The following is a 17,155-nucleotide window of genomic DNA, read 5'->3' on the forward strand; positions in this document are numbered from 1 at the left end:
CGCTAGGCTTGCCTAGAGGTCCTAGGCAAATTATTAAGGACCTTAGGAAGGGTGGCGCATGGCACGCGCGGGTCTCACCGCGGACCGCCTCACGCAGGCGGCCGCGGAGCTGGCGGACGAGGTCGGCTTCGAGAACGTGACGGTGTCCGCGCTCGCCCGCCACTTCGGTGTGAAGGACGCGTCGCTCTACTCGCACATCCGCAACGCCCACGACCTGCGCGTCCGGCTCGCGGTGCTGGCCCTGGCCGAGCTGGCCGACCGCGTCGCGGACGCGCTGGCCGGCCGTTCGGGCAAGGACGCGCTGGTGGCGTTCGCCAACGCGTACCGGCGCTACGCCCACGAGCACCCCGGCCGGTACACGGCGACGCAGATGGCGCTGGACCCGGACACGGCCGCCACCAGCGCGGCGGGCAAGCACGCCGAGATGACCCGCGCGATCCTGCGGGGCTACGACCTGTGGGAACCCGACCAAACCGACGCCGTACGGCTGCTGCACAGCACGTTCCACGGCTACGTCTCACTGGAGCGCGCCGGGGCGTTCCACAGCCACCCGCGCGGGGTGGAGGCGTCGTGGACGCGGGCGCTCGACGGACTCGACTCGCTGCTGAGGTCCTGGCCCGCCTAGTAGTGTGTCGCGGCTCAGTTCTGGCGCTTACACCGTGGATGAAGGGTCCCTTCATCCGCAGCCGGGAGCACAACTAAGCCGCGACGGCCCACGACCCTTTGATCACAGGCGCGGCCGGCTCAGCAGCCGGGACAGCACGATCGCGCTCTCGGTCCGCTGGATCGGCGCGGTGGACCGCACCCGCTGGATGGCTTGTTCCAGGTGCGGGATGTCCCTGGCGAGGAGGTAGAGCATCGCGTCGGCGCCACCGGAGACGGTGCAGGCCTCGATGACCTCCGGGATGCCGTCCAACGCCTCGCGCAGGTCGGCCGGAGTCGGGTTGCCCGCGCAGTAGACCTCCACGAACGCCTCGGTGTGCCAGGCCAGGGCCTGCGGGTCGACCAGCGCGGTGAAGCCGCGGATCGCGCCGGTTTTGACCAGGCGGTCCAGGCGTCTCTTGGCCGCGGACGGGGACAGTCCGGCGGCCCTGCCGATCTCGGCGTAGGTGGCGCGGGCGTTGCGCACGACGCACTGGATGATCGCCTCGTCGATGGAGTCCATGCCGGGAGCGTGCGGCATGGCGCAAAAATCCGCCAGACCTGCGGCTTCTATGCAAAAAAGACGCCGTAGTGCGCCGCAAATGGCGATTGTATGCACGGCCGACGCGAACCTAGTCTTCGGCCTGTGACCACGAACGATGTCGAAGCAGCGGCGCTGGCCGCGGTGGACGAGGCGGCGATCGGACGGCTTCTGCTGGAGCTGCTCGAGGTGCCCAGCGTGACGGGCAGTGCCGCCGAGTCGGAGTTGCAGCACCTGCTCGCCGGGCACCTGGAACGCCTGGACCTCGACGTAGACCTGTGGTCGATGAACCTGCCCGAACTGCGCGCGCACGAACGCTTTCCCGGCAGCGAGGCACCGCGCACGGAGGCGTGGGGGCTGGTCGGCGAGACGCGAGGCGACGGACCGACGCTGATCCTCCAGGGCCATGTCGACGTCGTCCCACCCGGCGACCTCGCGCAGTGGGAGGGAGATCCGTTCCGCCCGCGGGTCACCGGAGACGTCGTGCACGGCCGAGGTGCGTGCGACATGAAGGCCGGTGTCGTCGCGATCCTGGCCGCGCTCGCCGCGATCCGCGCGGCCGGCGTGCAGCCACGCGGCAGGGTTGCCGCGCACTTCGTCGTGAGCGAGGAGGACGGCGGGCTCGGCGCGTTCGGCACCCTCGAACGCGGCCACACCGGTGACGCCTGCATCATCACCGAACCGACCAGCGGTGCGCTCATGACGGCAAACGCGGGCGCTCTCACGTTCCGCGTCGAGGTGCCCGGCCGCGCCACCCACGGCAGCACCCGGTACGCGGGCGTCAGCGCCATCGACGCCTACCTGCCCGTCCACCAGGCGCTCGCCCGGCTGGAGACCCGCCGCAACGCACGCCCCGATCCGCTCATGTCCGAGTACCCGATCCCGTACCCGCTCTCGGTCGGCACGGTTCAGGCGGGCGACTGGGCGAGCAGCGTCCCCGACCTGCTGGTGGCGGAGGGACGGCTGGGCGTGCAGCTCGGTGAGGATCCCGCCGACGCCCGCGCCGAACTGGAGGCCTGCGTGGCGGAAGCGTGCGCGGCCGACCCGTGGCTGCGCTCCCACCCCGCCGTCGTGACGTGGCCAGGTGGCCAGTTCGCGAGCGGGCGGCTCCCCTCCGGCCACCCGCTCGCGCTCCTGGTCGGGACCGCGCACGCCGACGTCACCGGTGCGGCGCCGCCACCGGAGCGCGGCGCGCCGTACGGCAGTGACCTGCGGCTTTACGCCGGGACGGGCATTCCGACGCTGCAATACGGGCCTGGCGACGTCCGCCTCGCCCACGGCCCCCGCGAGCAGGTCAGCGTCAGCGAGATCGTCACCGTGACGCAAGCCCTGGTAGTGGCGACCCTGCGCTCGATCGACGTGCTAGCTCGCTGAGGAGTGCAGAACGCGGTCCCAGTCGACGGTCCTGGCCCAGTCGGCGTAGCTGTGCCACCGCACGGCCGGGTGCGCGGCGTGCAGCGCGTCGAGGTCGGCGAAGTCCGTGTTGGCCTCGAACCGCCCGAACATGTCGGCGATCTCGTCGCCCGCCCACTGCCGGACCTGGTCGAGCGGCATCTGCCGGTACGGGATCTCCCGGCCGAGCACCTCGCTGAGGATCCGGGCCGCCTCCTCACCGGTGACGCGGTCGGACACGACGTCGATCCGCTTGCCCACGAGCAGGTCCGGGTTCTCGATCGCGTGCACGGCGAGGCCCGCGATGTCCCGGACGGTGACCTGGTCGAGCGGCTTGCCCGCGGACAACGGGTTGGCCAGAACGCCGTCGGTGAGGCGGCTGAACCCGACGTTCAGCACGTTCTCCATGAAGTAGACCGGTCCGAGCACGGTCGAGCGCACCGGCTGGTCGCGCAGGTACGCCTCGACGAGCTGCTTGCTGTCCGCGTGGTCGATGTCGGTCGTCGCCACCCGCCCGGCTCCGCGCACCGAGGAGTAGACGAGGTGCGCGCCGGTCCGTGCGGCGGCGTCGACCAGAAGACGCCCCTGCTCGACCTCTTCATCCTTCCCTCCAGATCCGAACGGAACGGACAGGCCGAAGATCGCGTCCACGCCTTTCGCGGCGTTGTCGAGCGCCTGCGCGTCGGCCAGGTCGCCGATGACGAGCCGCGCCCCGGCGGCGGACAACCGGCGCGCGGCCGGCGACTCGGGCGACCGCACGTAGGCGGTGACGTCGTGGCCGTGGTCGAGCAGCAGCTCGGCGACGGCGCCGCCCTGCTTCCCGGTGGCGCCGATGACGAGAACGGTGGTCACGGAGGCTCCTTGATCGTGAGTCGTGGGCGCCACCGATCCTCTGGCCTCAACCGAGGTTGAGGTCAAGCGCTAAGGTCGACTTCCATGCCGAGGGCCCACACCACGTTCCACGAGCTCACCGTCGGACAGGTCGCCGACCGCAGCGGCGTCGCCATCTCCGCGCTGCACTTCTACGAGCGCAAAGGCCTCATCCGCAGCACCCGGACGGCCAGCAACCAGCGCCGCTACAGCCGCGACACGTTGCGCCGGGTCGCGTTCATCCGCGCGTCGCAGCACGTCGGCATCTCACTCACCGCGATCAAGGAAGCCCTGGACCGGTTGCCCAGCGAGCGCACGCCCACCCGTGACGACTGGGCTCGGCTGTCCGCGGCGTGGCGGACCGAGCTCGACACCCGCATCGCGCAGCTGCACGCGCTCCGCGACGACCTGACCGAATGCATCGGGTGCGGCTGTCTGTCGCTGAAGGTGTGCCACCTGACCAACCCGCGCGACGTGCTGGGACGCGACGGTTCCGGTGCGCGCCGCCTGCCTACGGTCCCGGAGGCCCCAGCTGCTCGGTCCGGTCAGGAGCCGACTCGACCCACTCGATGAGCTCGCGCACACCGGGGGAGAGTTCATCGGCGTTCATCGCCGTCACGGCACCGTCGTCGTCCTCGATGAGGATCTCGACGAGCTCGCGGTCCGGCTGCGGGGCGCCTGCCTGGGTGTCGGCCAGCGAGGCGCGCTGGACGCGTGCTCGCAGCGCCGCGGCGTCGGCCGAGGCGAGTGCGGAGGTGTCGACGGCGGTCGAGCTCACGAGTCCCGCGAGCCCGCCGCCGCGAACGACTGTGACTTTCAGAGGACCCCGACCTCCCGCCATGCCGAGCGGACGATGCCGGCTTCATCGTCACCGTACAGCTCTTTCGCCGACGCGACAGTGGCCTCCGCCGCGTCCTTGAACTGCGAGTTCCGCTGCAGTCGCGTGGCCAGCGCGTCATACCAGATCAGGGCGGGCTTCTCCCACGAGTGCCCGCCGACAGCGGTGGCGACGAGGTAGAACGCCTTGTTCGGGATACCCGAGTTGATGTGCACACCGCCGTTGTCGTTGCGCGGGTCGCCGTTGTCGGGCAGGTCGACGTAGTCGTCCATGTGGGCGGGCTGGCGGTCGAAGTCGTGCGCCGTGCCCGGGTCCTTCATCGACCGCAGTGCTCTGCCCGGCAGCTGGGTGCCGAGAATGCCCGCGCCGAGCAGCCAGTCGGCCTGGTCGGCGGTCTGTCCGAGCGTGTGCTGCTTGATCACCGAACCGAACACGTCGGCCCACGACTCGTTGAGCGCGCCGGACTGCTTGCTGTAGACCAGGCCGGCGGTGAACTGGACGACGCCGTGGGTGATCTCGTGCGCGACCACGGAGGTGTCGGCGGCGAGGCTGCCGACCTTGAAGATCTTGCCGCTGCCGTCGCCGTACACCATCTGGGTGCCTTCCCAGAACGCGTTGTCGAATCCGCGGCGGTAGTGCACGGTCGAGATGAGATCGGCGCCGTTGCCGTCGACGCTGTGTCTGCCGAGCACGTCGCGGTAGAAGTCGTAGGTCCTGTCGGCGTTGTCGAACGCGTCGTTGACCGCCTTGTCCGCGTGGGGGCCGTCGTCCGGGCCGCGCCGCAGCACACCGGGGAGCTCGACGCCGTGCTGGGCGTCGTAGACGACCTTCCTCTCCTGCGGCGGCGGCATCAGCTCGGCCTCGACCCCGAGGCTCTGCACCAGAGCGGTCACGGCAGCACGACGTGCGTGCATGCCGGCGGAGGCGACGGCGGCCTTGGCGGCCTCACGGAGGTCGATCTCGCCACGTTCGGCCAGTTCCAGCAGGACGTGGGTGGGCAGGATGAAGCAGACCATCAGGGTTCCCTCTCTCCGTACTTGAGCCGCACCCCGCCCGCGTCCACCGTGACGACGAAGAGGTTGTCGAACTCCCTCTCGCCGATCGGGCTCGGCGTACCACCGAGCTCCCCGACGAGCGGGGGAACGGTGTTGGAATGACCGACCACCAGGACGACTTCGCCCAGCGATCCGGAACGGATCTCGTCGGCCAGCCCGGGCCCGGCGACAACGGGGTGCAGCTGCGTTCGTGATGCGAGGGGTTGTGCGGTCTGCTTGGTGCGCCGGAACACCGAGGTGACGATGGCGGTCACCCCGGCCTCGGCCATGATCCGCGCCAGCAGCTCGGCGCGGTGGCGGCCGGGCTCGTTGAGCGGCGGGTCGTCGGAGCTCGGCGGCAGGTCGATGTCCGCGTGGCGGACGAGCAGCACTGTGGTCACGGTCCCCCCGTTTCTGTCGTACTACTGCCTCGCCCACCCTCCGCAGTGCGTTAGTCCGATTTCCTCAATGCCGCCCGTTCGGCCTAACGGGGACAGGGGTGCCTTCGCGTGGTGCTCAAACCCTTGGCTCAGGGCGGACCCAGGGGTTCGCCGCCATCCGCGCGTAGTCGGCGATGCCGTCGACGACGGCGGGGAACTCCGGGTGGTCTGTCAGGCAGAGCACCGTGATTCCACCGGGGCGCAGAGGTTGACGACCCGCGTTGAGGAAGCGGCCGGCGGGTGCGCACAGACGTCGCCGCCGAAGTCGAGGCCCATGTTTTGACCTCATGCCCCGGCAGCCGGTTCTCCGTGCTCGGCGAGCTGATTCCGGGGCAGACCCTCGTCGGACCTGACCGCCGATAACGTTCACTTATCGGCGGTCAGCTTTTCGGTGCCCAATTGGGTAGCGTTGCGTTGGATAACGTAACTGCACACGTAATGCTGCTACGATATTGCGGTGGAGACGAGCTGCAACTTCCCCGGCTGTGACCGCCCCGTTTTTCGAGGTGGCGGGCCCGGCAGGCCCTCGGAGTACTGCGACCTGCCGGAGCACACGCGGTGGCGGGCGTGGAGGGAGCGTCAGCGGCTGGCCGCGGAGCCCGAGCAAAATCTGGAGGTCGTCACCGTGACGAATCTCCCGAGGGTCTCCGGTACCGCCAAGATCAGGGCCGAAGAGATCCTCGACCGCTTCCGGGTGTTGTCCGAGCAGATGACGCAGACGCTCGGACGGGCCGTCGGCGAGCTGAACGCGATGGCGGACCCGAGCGTTGCCGAGAGTCAGATCCAGGCGGCCGAAGCCGAGGCCGCGCGACGGGTTGCCGAGGCGCAGGCCGAGCTGGCGTCCGCCGAACGTCGCCGGCACGCCGCGGAGCAGGCGCGCAAGGCCGCCGAGGAGACGACCGAACAGGCGGTGCGGGCGGCGGAGGAAGCCGACGAGGCCGCCGACAGGGCGTTGACCGAGCGGGACGAGGCCAGGCAGGCCGCACAGGAGGCGGCCGAGCGGGCCGAGGCGGAGATCGCCGAGGTCAGGGTGCAGGCGGCGGCCGTGATCGAAGAGATCAGGGCCGAGGCGGATGAGAAGGTGCGCCAGGCGCAGGAGGCGGCGGACCAGGCGCGGGCCGATGCGGTGAAGCACGCCGAGCAAGCACGGCGGCAGGCGGCGAAGGAGATCGAGCAGGCGAACTCGGCGGCGACGGCTCAGGTCGAGCAGGTCCGCGCCGCTGCCGCAGCCGAGATCGGCCAGGTCAAAGCCAGTGCCGCGGCCGAGGTCGAGCAAGTCAAAGCTGCTGCCGCAGCCGAGATCGAACGGGTCAAAGCCGCTGCCGCGGCTGAAGTCGATCAGGTCGAAGCCGGTGCGGCGGCGGAGATCGAGCAGGCGCGTGCCGCGTCCCAGGCGGAGGTCGAACAGGCCAAGTCCACCGCCGACGCCGCCGTCCAGGCCGCTGAGCAGGCACGTTCCGACGCCGCCGACACGGTCAGCCGGTCGGCCAAGGCCCGCGACGCCGCCGTCGTGCGTGCGGAACGCGCCGAGCAGACCGCCGCCGACGCCCGCAGTGAGCTGGAGCGGACTCGTGGTGAGTTCGACGCGCGGTTGGCGCAGGTCAGGCAGGAGAGCGCGGAGCAGGTGGCGGCGATGCGGCAGGCGTTGGCGGCGGTGGAAGACGCGCGGGCGCAGACGCTGGTCCGGGCGGAACGGGCGGAGCGTCAGCTCGACGAGGCGGCGGGAGAACTGCGGGCGTTGCGGCGTTAGCTGAAGATGCGGGCGGGCGGTGGCAAACCTAAAATGCCAGCTCCGGGCGTGTGGCGCTGCGCTGCATGAGGGTTCTCCGGCGAACGGGAGACGGGCAAATGACCGTCGTCGCACCGCAGGCCACGAGCTTGCCGACGCCCCTCAGCTCCTTCGTGGGCAGGACCCGCGAGATCAGGGAGATCCGCAGTCGTCTGAGCACCGCACGGCTGCTGACGCTCACCGGGACGGGTGGGGTCGGCAAGACCCGGCTGGCGCTGGAGGCGGCTGCCGCGGTGGTCAACGCGTTCCCCGGCGGGGCGTGGCTGGTGGACCTGACTCCGGTGCGGGACGCGGCGGCGGTGGCCAGGGCGGTCGCGGCCGCGCTGGATCTGCCGGAGCGCGACGCCCGCCCGGCCCTGGAGCAGCTCACGGCTCTGCTGGCCGCGCGCAGGGCGTTGCTGGTGCTGGACAACTGCGAGCACCTCGTCGACGCGTGCGCGGAGCTGGCCCACACCCTGCTGTCCGCGGCCCCGGAACTGCACGTCATCGCCACGAGCCGGGAACGTCTGGGTCTCACGGGTGAGCACATCATCGCCGTTGCGCCCCTGGCAGCGCAGGAGGCGGCCGACCTGCTGCAGGAGCGGACTGCCGCCGTGCGTCCCGGTTTCGAGATCACCGACGCCAACCGGGCGGTGGTCACCCGGCTGTGCGCCGAGCTCGACGGGATTCCGCTGGCGATCGAGCTGGCCGCCTCCCGGCTGCAGACTCTCACGGTCGAGCAGGTGACCGATCGGCTCGAGGACCGGTTCGCGCTGCTCACGAGTGGTTCCCGAGTTGCCCGGCCGCACCAGCGAACGCTGCGCGCGACGATCGACTGGAGCTGGGAGCTGTGCACCGACGCGGAACGGCTGCTGTGGAACCGGCTGTCGGTCTTCGTCGGCACCTTCGCCTTGGACGCCGTCGAATGCGTCTGCGCTGGTGACGGCATCGCCGAGCAGGAGGTGCTGGACCTGCTCGACCGGCTGGTCGCCCAGTCCGTCGTCGTGCCGACCGAGGTCGAGGGCCGGCCGCGCTACCGGCTGATGGAGACGCTCTGGCAGTACGCGCGGGAGCGGCTCGCGGAGTCCGGTGAGGAGCAACGGCTGCTGCTGCGGCACCGCGACTTCTATCTCGCCCTGGCCCAGGGCAACGACGACCGCTGGTTCGGCCACGGCCAGGTGGAGGCCTTGGCCAGGTTGCGGCTCGAACACCCCAACCTGCTGGCGGCGCTGGACTGCGACGCCGACCACGAGGTCAGGCTTGCGCTCGCGGCGGCGCTGCGCTACCACTGGTACGCGGGCGGCTTCCTCGGTGAGGGCCGCCAGCAGTTCGAACGGGCGCTGGCCACGGCGCCCCAGCCCACCCTGACCCGCGCCAGGGCGCTGTTCATCGCCGCGAGCGGCGGAAGATGTTCGCGGTGTTCCCGGTGGTGCGGCAGTTGTGCGAGCTCCTCTGGTACCCCACCGGCTCGTCCCGCACGACGACGCCCACACCGAGGTCGAACGGCACACGATCGCGGATCCCGGCCACGTTCTGGCGCTGGACGTCGCGGAGATCAGGGCGAAGGTCAACGTCCTGCTGCTGCGGACCAGCGAACGACTGCGGTCGAGCGCGAAGTCGTACCGGGACGCGGACCTGATCTGGTGCGGATCTGAGCACCTGCCTGTTCCTGATGCAGCCGCAGGTGAACGCGGCGCGCGGAAATACCCGGACGAAGTCGGCGAATTCGTTGAGCCGTCCGGGGCAATGGGTTCAGGCAGGTGCCGGGAAAAGAAGAATCAGATGATGTTCACGAAGATCTGGACCATGTCGTCCTTGACGGCCGAAACGAGTTTCGAGTCGTTGATCTGGGACTCCTCGATTCGGAAGTGGTCTTTGGCCGCGCGGTGCTTGCCGTCGGGGTCGATGACCTCACTGGTCGTCTTGAACGTCTCTGTTTCCGGGTCGTACTTGTAGAAGACGTGGTTGTTGTGGGCGCGTTGCAGGGTGAGGTGGCACAGGGTCCACGGGTCGCTGTCCGTGCGCAGGTCACCGACCGGTGACTTGGTGATGGTGATGTGGGCGCCGAAGACCTCCTTGCCGAGCGTGACCTCCATGCCCTCCAGGTAGACCCAGGCGCCGTTGCCGCTGAACTTCACGTCGAGTTTGTCCTGGTCGAACGAAATGGCGCGCAGTTTGTCCTTCGTGGTGTAAGGGATCTTCCTCCACAGTCCTTCGGTCGTACGCGTCGACGGCATTCGCCCCACCTCTTCCGGATAGTCGGTCCGTGCGGAAGTCGTCGCGAACTCCCGTGGTGTTACGCGCGCATTCGGTGAGGTGGAATTCCGGAAAGCAATTCCCCGCTGTTGCGCACCAGTGAACGGCTGGGCGGCAGTGCGATGTCGTACCAGGGCGGATCTGATCGGCGCGCGCCTGCGCGACTGGCGGCCGTTCGAGGTGCGGCTTGCGCAGGCCGAGCAGGAGGGCGTCGAGCAGCTCGCGACGGTGCGTCAGGCCCTGGGCGTGGTGGAGGACGCGCGGGCCCAGACGGTGACCCGTGCCGAGCGTGCCGAGAGGCAGTTGGACGAGCTGATGACTGAGCCGCGGGCGTTGCGGGCGGCGACACCGAAATGAGCCGCCCGCGACACCTCAGTCGCTGGCCACCAGTGCCCTGGCGTCGGCGAGGAGTCGGCGCGTCGCCTGGTCGATGCCCTTGAGCTGGGCGTTCACCCTGGACCGGTGCCCGTCGAGGTCGTCCGCGGCCTCGGCGGCGAGTTCTCGCAGGCGGGCGGTGGACGTGCCTCCCGCGCTGGTCCTGCTCTCCACGAACGACCGCGCGTCGAGGACGGACGAAAGCCGCGCCGCGGAGTACTGCCGCAACGGTTCCTCGGCGAGTTCGGGTCGCACGGCACCGTCCGGTTCACCGGCCGCCTCGTGTGCGGCGATGAACCTGGCGACCACCTCGTGGGCGGCGCGGAAGCTGAGGTCGCGGGTGCTCACGAGGTCGTCGGCGAGCGCGCTCGCCGTCGACCAGTGACGCCCCGCCGAGGACTCGAGCCGCTCGACGTCGACCTTGAGCGTGGCGAGCACCTCCCGCAGCAGACCTGCCGCGCCCGCGGTTTCCCGGCAGTACTCGGGCATCCGGTTGTGGACGTAGCCCTGGTCGGCGTCGGTGGACGTGGCGAAGTGCAGCAGCCCCAGCCTGCTCGCGCCCCACCCGGCCGCGTCGCCCGCCAGGCCGCGGATGCGTTCCAGGACGATGGGGTTGCGCTTCTGGGGCATCATGCTCGACGTTCCGCACAGCGACGGGTGCAGGCGCACCGCTCCGATCTCGGAGGACGACCAGTAGTACAGGTCCGACGCGCACCTGCTCAGGCCGGACAGCACCAGCCCGAGGACGCCCGCCAGCTCCGCGGACGTGTCCATCGAGGCCAGCCCGGCGTCGCGGGCGTTGCGCACCGGGCGGGCGAACCCCAGGTAAGTGGCGGTCGCGTCCCGGTCGATCGGCCAGGCCGTGCCGCTGTACGCCGCACCGCCCAGCGGGCACTCGTTGAGACGCTCGTGCAGTTGCAGCAGCCGGGTGAGGTTCCTCGACGTGGTCCAGTAGTGGGCGTTGAGGTAGTGGCCCAGCGACGTCGGCTGGGCGTGCTGGAGGTGGGTGTAGCCGGGCACGATCACCTGGTCGTAGCTGTCCGCGCACTCGAGCAGGGTCTCGGCCAGGCGCAGCAGTTCGGTCACGACCTCCAGCAGCGCGCGGCGGTCGGCCATGCGCACACCGGTGGCCTTCTGGTCGATGCGGCTGCGGGCGCGCTGGATGTCGAGCCCGGCCGGGCCGCACTCGTCGTGCAGGTAGCGCTCCAGCTGCAACGTGATCGTGCCGATCTCCGGGTCGGACGCCAGCAGGGTGCGCGGGTCGTGGTCGAGCAGCTTGAGCAGTGCCGCCACGACGGATCGGCCGTGGTGGCGGGTGAAGATGCCCTGCTGGGTGAGCATGAGGGCGTGGGCCAGGTCGATGAGCACGAACTCGCGCACGGCGTCGAGCTCGTCGGTCAGTTCCACGGCGTTGACGTGGTCCACCAGCGATCGGGCCGGGCGTGCGCCCAGCCTGCCATCGGTCAAGGTCACTTCACGGCTCCCGCGGTCATTCCTGAGGCGATGTGTCGTTGCAGCAGCAGGAACGCCACGACGACGGGGGCGGACACGACCAGCGAGGCCGCCATCACCTGGTTCCAGTAGACGTTCGACTCGCTGGCGTAGGCCTGCAGCCCCACCGCCACCGTGCGGGTGCGCTCGTCGGTGAGCACGGAGGCGAAGAGCACCTCGCCCCACGCCACCATGAACGAGAAGATCGACACCGCGACGATGGCGGGCCTGGCCGCCGGTACGAGGATGCCCACGAGCAACCGCAGCGGTCCGGCTCCGTCGATCTTCGCGGCCTCGTCGAGCTCGCGGGGGATGGTCTGGAAGTAGCCGACAAGCATCCAGATCGCGAACGGCAGCGAGAACGTCAGGTACGTGATCGTCAGGCCGGTGCGGCTGCCGACCAGGCCGAGGCCGGTGTACCGGTCCACCAGCACGAACAGCAGGAACAGCGGCAGCAGGAAGAGGATGCCGGGGAACATCTGGGTGGACAGCACGGCCAGCCGGAACGCCTCGCGGCCCCGGAACCGCCACCTGCTGATGGCGTACGCGGCCAGGATCGCGACCGTCACCGACGCGACCGTGGTGGCGCCGGCGACGATGATCGAGTTGGCGAAGTACTGCGCGAGCGGCACGGTGGACCACATGTCGACGAACGGTGCGAGCGTGGGTTCGGCCGGGAGCCAGGTGAAGTCGCTCTGCACCTGGTTGAGCGGTTTGACCGCGGTGCTCGCCATGACGAACAGCGGGGCGCAGACGAAGATCGTCAGCACGGTCAGGGTGCTCCAGCGGAAGATCCGGTAGCCGGAGGTCTCATGCCTCATGGACTTTCCTCCTCGTGGCGAGCAGGTAGACGCCGGTCACCAGCAGCAGGAACAGCAGCAGCACGGCGCTCATCGCGGCACCGAGACCGAAGTTCCACGTCACGAACGAGTTCTGGTAGATCTCGACGTTGATCAGCCGTGCCTGTTCGGGCGCACTGCCGCCGAACAGCACGAACGGGGTCTCGAACTCCTTGAACGTCCACAGGAACATCACCAGGACCAGCACCTGGTTCACCGGTGCCAGCAACGGGAGGGTGATCTCGCGGAACTGGCGCCACGGGCCCGCGCCGTCGAGCGTGCCGGCCTCGTAGAGCTCGCCGGGGATCGACTGGAGACCGGCCATCAGCATCAGGAACGCGAACGGCCACAGCCGCCAGACCGCCACCACGCACTGCGCCCAGAACGCGTTGGAACCCAGCAGGAAGAACGCGTTCTCGTCGAGGACGCCCAGCTGGTCGACCAGCACGTGGTTGACCATCCCGTTGTCGCGCTGGAACAGGAACCGCCAGGTGATCACCGCCGCGAACGCGGGCAGCGCGTACGGGACGAGGAACAGCGTGCGCAGCACACCTCGTCCGACCCTCGCGTTCTGCAGCGACACCGCCGCCGCCGTTCCCATCACCCACGAGGCCGCGATGACGATGACGGTGAAGGCGAGGGTGATCAGGAACGAGCTGAGCAGCGACGCGCCGACCGGCTGGTCGACGTCCAGCACGACCTCGAAGTTGCCGAACCCGGTCCAGGGGGCCTCCCACCACCGCGCCAGCTGGTACTGGGTGAGCTTGAGCAGGCTCATCACCAGGCCCGCGAGCATCGGTCCGAAGTGGACGACGAGTTCCAGCGCGAGCGCGGGCAGCAGGAACAGGTACGGGGTCCACGTCCGGCGGCGGCGTGGTGCCGGGGCAGTGGCGGAGACCGTCGGGGGACGGCGGGTCTCCGGTTTCACGTCGGTCCTGATGCTCATCCGCCCGACGCCACCCTCTGCGAGAGCGACGCGAGCTCGGACCGGATCTGCTCGGCGCTGGGCTGTTTGCCGGTGGCGGTGGCGGCCAGCCAGGACGTGACCGCGTTGCCCAAAAGCGTCTCGAACTGCGCCTCCTGCGCCACGCGGGGCAACGGGATCGCGCGATCGGCCATGGTCTGGCGGGCGACCTTCGCCTCGTCGGTCTGGAACGCGGCGTCGCCCGCGTCCTTGACGGGCGGGATGGTGCCGTAGGCGGTGTTGAGGACGGTCTGCTCGCCGACGCTGGTGAGGAAGCGGACCAGTTCGGTGGCGCCGTCGAGGTTGTCGGTGTTCTTGAAGATCGCCACGTTGGTGCCGCCCAGGAACGACGCCACGTCCTTGCCTCCCGGCGTGACCGCGGGCACGGGCGCGACGCCGTAGCGGTCCTCGGACAGGCCGTAGTCCTTCAGCGTCTGCCCCAGGGTCTGGACGAGCATCATGGCCACGCGGTCCTTGGAGAACGCCTCGTACACGTCGGCCCAGTCGGCGTTCTCGGCGTCGGACGGGTTCACGATCCTGTCCTTGCCCATCCAGGACAGGTACTGCTCGATCCCGCTGACGGCCTCGGCGGAGTCGAACGCGGGTTTGCCGCCGGTGAAGTACCGCGCTCCGCGGGCCGAGCCGAGGATGTAGGCGTAGTGCAGCGCGGTGGTGTAGGCCTGGCCGCGCAGGCCCAGGCCCCACTGGTCGGGTTTGCCGTCCCCGGTGGTGTCCCTGGTCAGCTGCTTGCCGGCGTCGACGAGCTCGGCCCAGGTGGCGGGAGGGCGGCTCACCCCGGCTTCGGAGAAGAGCTTCTTGTTGTAGTAGAGCTGGAACACCTTCGTGTACAGCGGGACGGCGACCGGTGTGGTCCCCTCCGCGCTCGTCGTCTTGAGCGCGACCTTCTCGAACCGGTCCGCGCCGCCGATCTTGGCCATCATCGCGCCGTCCCACTCCAGCAGCGCGCCGGTGGCCTGCAGGGACGGCGTCCAGGTGTTGCCCAGGTTGACCAGGTCCGGTCCCTTGCCGCTCGTGGTCGCGGTGAGGATGCGCTTGAGCAGGTCGGTGAAGGGGATGACCTCCAGCTCGACCTTGATCCCGGTGCGCTCGGTGAAGCGGCGCAGTTCGGGCTCCAGGATCTGCTTGTCCCTGTCCAGGCTCGGCGACTGCTGCGAGGCCCAGTAGGTGAGCACCTTCGGGTTCGCGTTGTCACCGCCGCCGGCTTGGCAGCCTGTCAGAGCGGCCGCCGCGGAAGCAGCCGCCACGATCACCGCCAGGAGCCGTGCGCCCATGTCATCTCTCCTTCACCTGCATGTAAACGTCAACATGGGCGATTGTGGATATGACTTCTGACCATGTCAACGTTTACATTCGGAGACGACAGGCGTAACGCGCGCGGGAGGGCGGTACGGGTTGAGCGAGTTCGATCATCAGCGGGTGACTCTGCGCGAGGTGGCGAAGGAAGCCGGGGTGAGCACCGCGACGGTGACCCGCGTCCTGCAGAACTCACCTCGTGTCGTTCCGGAGACCCGCACTCGCGTCATGGACGCCGTCAAGCGCCTGGGGTACACGCCGAATCCGATGGCTCGCGAGCTGCGGCACGGGCGTCCGGCGGGCGCTGTCGGTCTGGTGACGGCGGGGTTCACGAACCTGTTCCAGGCCGGCGTCGCCGCGGGCGCCGAACGGGAGCTGCGCGGCGCCGGCCTGCAGCTGCTCATCGGTTCCACCGAGGACGATCCGGCCCGGGAACCGGAGCTGGCGCGGGCGATGGTGGACCGCCGGGTCAGCGCCCTGATGATGATGCCCGACGGTGACGAGCGGGGTTTTCTCGCGCCGGAGCACCTCTTCGGCACGCCGGTGGTGCTCGTCGGCCGTCCGGCGAACGGCCTCGCCGCGGACGTGGTGATGACCGACGACGACCGCGCCGTCGAGGAGGCCGTGGCGGGCCTGGTGGATCTGGGGCACACGCGGATCGCCGTGCTGGCGGGTCGTCCGGACTCGTTTCGCGCGCAACAGCGGCTGGCCGGTTTCCACGCGGGCCTGGCCCGGCGGGGTGTCACCGCGGACGCCGGCCTCGTGGTCGCGGGTCTGACGAGTTCCGGGCAGGCACGGGCCGCGATGGCCGGTCTGGCGGCGCTGCCCGCGCCGCCGACGGCCGTGCTCGCCCTCAACCTCGGGATCAGCACCGGAGTCCTGCTCGACCGCATCGCCGGGCAGCGGCGGTACGCGTTCATCGCGCTGGACGAGCACGACCTGTCGATCGGTCTCGGGGTGTCGGCGATCGTGCGGGATCCGCAGGAGATCGGCCGGCACGCGGCCAGGCTCGCCATCGAGCGGATCAGCGACCCCGCCCGTCCTGCCCGCACCGTCACCCTGCCCAGCACGGTCGTCCGGCGCGGAACAGGCGAGATCCCGGTCGGTGCGGCGCAGTAGGCTGATCGCGATGGACGAGCTGAAAGGCGACTGCGCCAACTGTTTCGGGTTGTGCTGCGTCGCACTGCCGTTCGCGAAGTCCGCCGACTTCGCGGCCACCAAGGACGCCGGCACGCCGTGCCGCAACCTGCTGGCCGACCACCGGTGCGGGATTCACGACCAGTTGCGGCAGAAGGGTTATCCCGGCTGCACGGTCTACGACTGCTTCGGTGCCGGGCAGCGGGTGTCGCAGACGGTGTTCCGCGGCGTCGACTGGCGCACGGGTGAGCGGCAGAAGATGTTCGCGGTGTTTCCGGTGGTCCGGCAGTTGCACGAGCTGCTGTGGTACCTGGCCGAAGCGCGGCGGCTCGACCCGCACGACGACCTCGGCGCGGCCTACGGCGAGGTCGAGCGGCACACGAAGGCCGACCCGGACGCCATCCTGCGGCTGGACGTGGCGGAGATCCGGGCGAAGGTGAACGTGTTGCTGTTGCGCACCAGCGAACGGCTGCGCAGCAGTGCGAAGTCCTACCGGGGCGCGGACCTGATCGGCGCGCGCCTGCGCAACAAGAACCTGAGCAGCGCGGATTTCCGCGGTGCCTACCTGATCGGCGCCGACCTCACGAACGCCGACCTGTCGCGGGCGGACATGATCGGTGCTGATCTGCGCGGCGCGGACCTGTCGGGTGCGGACCTGAGCACCTGCCTGTTCCTCACGCAGCCGCAGGTCAACGCCGCACGTGGCAACGCGCGGACGAAGCTGCCGGCCGCGCTGTCGCGTCCGGCGCACTGGACAGAGGTTCCCGCGCGGCGGCGCTGACCCGCTTGTCAGGGCGGTGTCAGCGCCCGCTGTCAGAGTGCTGATCATGAGGAAGGCACTACTGGTCATCGTCGGCGTGCTGGTGGGCCTGCTGGCTCCTGGCGTCGCGCACGCCGAGACGCCGCCGGGGTGCGCGTCGGCGCAGCAGATCGGGTCCACCGCGCGCGTGAAGTTCGCCGACGACACCACGGCGGCGAGCGTCAAGCAGTTCGCGCGCTGCGGCAAGAACTGGGGATACGTCTTCGTCTGGGCCGACTGGGCCTCGCGGCACACCCTCTTCCACGTCACCGTCGCCGTCACGACCGACGACGGCAGGGCCCACGGCAAGGACGGCGGCGGCCTCAACGACCGCGAGGCGTGGTCCAAGGCGACGTCCACGATCGACCGGTGCACGCGCGCGCTCGGCGAGGACGGCTGGAGCTCCTCCACCACCAGGAAGTGCTGACCACGTCAGTCACGCCCGCGACGGCGCA

19 protein-coding genes are annotated in these 17,155 nt (G+C 70.0%); 9 read left to right on the forward strand and 10 right to left on the reverse strand.

What is annotated here, in order from left to right:
• The first annotated feature begins 58 nt into the window (after window positions 1–58).
• Window positions 59–625: a TetR/AcrR family transcriptional regulator gene (locus AOM45_RS28355; protein ID WP_030466028.1), complete on the forward strand. Its 567-nt coding sequence runs from the start codon at window positions 59–61 to the stop codon at window positions 623–625.
• 102 nt (window positions 626–727) lie between these two features.
• Here AOM45_RS28355 and AOM45_RS28360 read toward each other — a convergent pair whose 3' ends face one another.
• A complete protein-coding gene (locus AOM45_RS28360; protein WP_030466029.1) occupies window positions 728–1,165 on the reverse strand; it encodes an Lrp/AsnC family transcriptional regulator in 438 nt (145 codons plus the stop codon).
• Window positions 1,166–1,288: 123 nt separating this feature from the next.
• Here AOM45_RS28360 and AOM45_RS28365 point away from each other — a divergent pair, with 123 nt between their 5' ends.
• Entirely contained in the window at window positions 1,289–2,557 is a 1,269-nt protein-coding gene (locus AOM45_RS28365) for an ArgE/DapE family deacylase (RefSeq protein ID WP_030466030.1), read from the forward strand.
• Here AOM45_RS28365 and AOM45_RS28370 read toward each other — a convergent pair.
• Complete coding sequence (locus AOM45_RS28370; protein ID WP_030466031.1) at window positions 2,546–3,427, reverse strand: NmrA/HSCARG family protein; 882 nt, start codon at window positions 3,425–3,427, stop codon at window positions 2,546–2,548. The genes AOM45_RS28365 and AOM45_RS28370 overlap by 12 nt on opposite strands.
• An 84-nt stretch (window positions 3,428–3,511) precedes the next feature.
• On the opposite strand from AOM45_RS28370, the gene soxR reads away from it, so the two are divergent.
• Window positions 3,512–4,018 (forward strand): redox-sensitive transcriptional activator SoxR, encoded by a 507-nt coding sequence (gene soxR / locus AOM45_RS28375; RefSeq protein WP_030466032.1) that lies wholly within the window; start codon window positions 3,512–3,514, stop codon window positions 4,016–4,018.
• Here soxR and AOM45_RS28380 read toward each other — a convergent pair.
• Genes AOM45_RS28380 through AOM45_RS28390 form a run of 3 tightly spaced genes read right to left on the reverse strand, consistent with a single transcriptional unit; the run spans window position 3,957 to window position 5,718 of the window.
• Complete coding sequence (locus AOM45_RS28380) at window positions 3,957–4,223, reverse strand: protealysin inhibitor emfourin (protein ID WP_030466033.1); 267 nt, start codon at window positions 4,221–4,223, stop codon at window positions 3,957–3,959. The genes soxR and AOM45_RS28380 overlap by 62 nt on opposite strands.
• 38 nt (window positions 4,224–4,261) lie before the next feature.
• Complete coding sequence (locus AOM45_RS28385) at window positions 4,262–5,299, reverse strand: M4 family metallopeptidase (RefSeq protein ID WP_030466034.1); 1,038 nt, start codon at window positions 5,297–5,299, stop codon at window positions 4,262–4,264.
• Window positions 5,299–5,718, reverse strand: a complete 420-nt coding sequence (locus AOM45_RS28390; RefSeq protein WP_030466035.1) for a SixA phosphatase family protein — start codon at window positions 5,716–5,718, stop codon at window positions 5,299–5,301. The genes AOM45_RS28385 and AOM45_RS28390 overlap by 1 nt, the downstream gene beginning before the upstream one ends.
• A gap of 496 nt (window positions 5,719–6,214) precedes the next feature.
• Here AOM45_RS28390 and AOM45_RS28395 point away from each other — a divergent pair, with 496 nt between their 5' ends.
• A complete protein-coding gene (locus AOM45_RS28395; protein ID WP_030466036.1) occupies window positions 6,215–7,507 on the forward strand; it encodes a coiled-coil domain-containing protein in 1,293 nt (430 codons plus the stop codon).
• A gap of 98 nt (window positions 7,508–7,605) precedes the next feature.
• Complete coding sequence (locus AOM45_RS28400; RefSeq protein ID WP_051782896.1) at window positions 7,606–9,180, forward strand: ATP-binding protein; 1,575 nt, start codon at window positions 7,606–7,608, stop codon at window positions 9,178–9,180.
• 123 nt (window positions 9,181–9,303) lie between these two features.
• Here the strand turns inward: AOM45_RS28400 and AOM45_RS28405 are convergent, their stop codons facing one another.
• Window positions 9,304–9,762: a hypothetical protein gene (locus tag AOM45_RS28405; RefSeq protein WP_030466038.1), complete on the reverse strand. Its 459-nt coding sequence runs from the start codon at window positions 9,760–9,762 to the stop codon at window positions 9,304–9,306.
• 136 nt (window positions 9,763–9,898) lie between these two features.
• Between AOM45_RS28405 and AOM45_RS28410 the strand changes: the two genes are divergently transcribed.
• A complete protein-coding gene (locus AOM45_RS28410) occupies window positions 9,899–10,138 on the forward strand; it encodes a hypothetical protein (protein WP_156093642.1) in 240 nt (79 codons plus the stop codon).
• 15 nt (window positions 10,139–10,153) lie between these two features.
• Here AOM45_RS28410 and AOM45_RS28415 read toward each other — a convergent pair whose 3' ends face one another.
• From AOM45_RS28415 to AOM45_RS28430, 4 genes are read right to left on the reverse strand one after another with little or no spacing between them, the layout of a single operon-like run.
• On the reverse strand, window positions 10,154–11,629 hold the full coding sequence (locus AOM45_RS28415) for an argininosuccinate lyase (protein ID WP_030466040.1): 1,476 nt from the start codon (window positions 11,627–11,629) through the stop codon (window positions 10,154–10,156).
• Entirely contained in the window at window positions 11,626–12,468 is an 843-nt protein-coding gene (locus tag AOM45_RS28420) for a carbohydrate ABC transporter permease (protein ID WP_030466041.1), read from the reverse strand. Before AOM45_RS28420 ends, AOM45_RS28415 begins: the two co-directional genes overlap by 4 nt.
• Window positions 12,458–13,432 carry a carbohydrate ABC transporter permease gene (locus tag AOM45_RS28425; protein WP_030466042.1) on the reverse strand — a complete coding sequence of 325 codons (975 nt, stop codon included), beginning with the start codon at window positions 13,430–13,432 and terminating at the stop codon, window positions 12,458–12,460. Before AOM45_RS28425 ends, AOM45_RS28420 begins: the two co-directional genes overlap by 11 nt.
• The gene (locus AOM45_RS28430) at window positions 13,429–14,742 is read right to left on the reverse strand and encodes an ABC transporter substrate-binding protein (protein ID WP_030466043.1); all 1,314 of its coding nucleotides are present in this window, start codon (window positions 14,740–14,742) and stop codon (window positions 13,429–13,431) included. Before AOM45_RS28430 ends, AOM45_RS28425 begins: the two co-directional genes overlap by 4 nt.
• A gap of 145 nt (window positions 14,743–14,887) precedes the next feature.
• On the opposite strand from AOM45_RS28430, the gene AOM45_RS28435 reads away from it, so the two are divergent.
• Genes AOM45_RS28435 through AOM45_RS28445 form a run of 3 tightly spaced genes read left to right on the forward strand, consistent with a single transcriptional unit; the run spans window position 14,888 to window position 17,127 of the window.
• Window positions 14,888–15,883, forward strand: coding sequence for a LacI family DNA-binding transcriptional regulator (locus tag AOM45_RS28435; RefSeq protein ID WP_201780080.1), 996 nt, complete (start codon window positions 14,888–14,890; stop codon window positions 15,881–15,883).
• Between the two features lie 10 nt (window positions 15,884–15,893).
• Complete coding sequence (locus AOM45_RS28440) at window positions 15,894–16,682, forward strand: pentapeptide repeat-containing protein (RefSeq protein ID WP_030466045.1); 789 nt, start codon at window positions 15,894–15,896, stop codon at window positions 16,680–16,682.
• A 46-nt stretch (window positions 16,683–16,728) separates the two neighbouring features.
• Window positions 16,729–17,127, forward strand: a complete 399-nt coding sequence (locus AOM45_RS28445) for a hypothetical protein (protein ID WP_156093643.1) — start codon at window positions 16,729–16,731, stop codon at window positions 17,125–17,127.
• The last annotated feature ends 28 nt before the right edge of the window (window positions 17,128–17,155 follow it).

The organism is Lentzea aerocolonigenes (assembly GCF_000974445.1).
Taxonomy (GTDB): domain Bacteria; phylum Actinomycetota; class Actinomycetes; order Mycobacteriales; family Pseudonocardiaceae; genus Lentzea; species Lentzea aerocolonigenes.

What these genes read in the sequence shown, in the direction of transcription:
- AOM45_RS28355 (WP_030466028.1), top strand. Translation starts at nt 59, where the DNA reads ATGGCACGCGCGGGTCTCACCGCGGACCGCCTCACGCAGGCGGCCGCG.
- AOM45_RS28360 (WP_030466029.1), bottom strand. Translation starts at nt 1,165, where the DNA reads ATGGACTCCATCGACGAGGCGATCATCCAGTGCGTCGTGCGCAACGCC.
- soxR (WP_030466032.1), top strand. Translation starts at nt 3,512, where the DNA reads ATGCCGAGGGCCCACACCACGTTCCACGAGCTCACCGTCGGACAGGTC.
- AOM45_RS28385 (WP_030466034.1), bottom strand. Translation starts at nt 5,299, where the DNA reads ATGGTCTGCTTCATCCTGCCCACCCACGTCCTGCTGGAACTGGCCGAA.
- AOM45_RS28400 (WP_051782896.1), top strand. Translation starts at nt 7,606, where the DNA reads ATGACCGTCGTCGCACCGCAGGCCACGAGCTTGCCGACGCCCCTCAGC.
- AOM45_RS28405 (WP_030466038.1), bottom strand. Translation starts at nt 9,762, where the DNA reads ATGCCGTCGACGCGTACGACCGAAGGACTGTGGAGGAAGATCCCTTAC.
- AOM45_RS28420 (WP_030466041.1), bottom strand. Translation starts at nt 12,468, where the DNA reads ATGAGGCATGAGACCTCCGGCTACCGGATCTTCCGCTGGAGCACCCTG.
- AOM45_RS28425 (WP_030466042.1), bottom strand. Translation starts at nt 13,432, where the DNA reads ATGAGCATCAGGACCGACGTGAAACCGGAGACCCGCCGTCCCCCGACG.
- AOM45_RS28430 (WP_030466043.1), bottom strand. Translation starts at nt 14,742, where the DNA reads ATGGGCGCACGGCTCCTGGCGGTGATCGTGGCGGCTGCTTCCGCGGCG.
- AOM45_RS28440 (WP_030466045.1), top strand. Translation starts at nt 15,894, where the DNA reads ATGGACGAGCTGAAAGGCGACTGCGCCAACTGTTTCGGGTTGTGCTGC.
- AOM45_RS28445 (WP_156093643.1), top strand. Translation starts at nt 16,729, where the DNA reads ATGAGGAAGGCACTACTGGTCATCGTCGGCGTGCTGGTGGGCCTGCTG.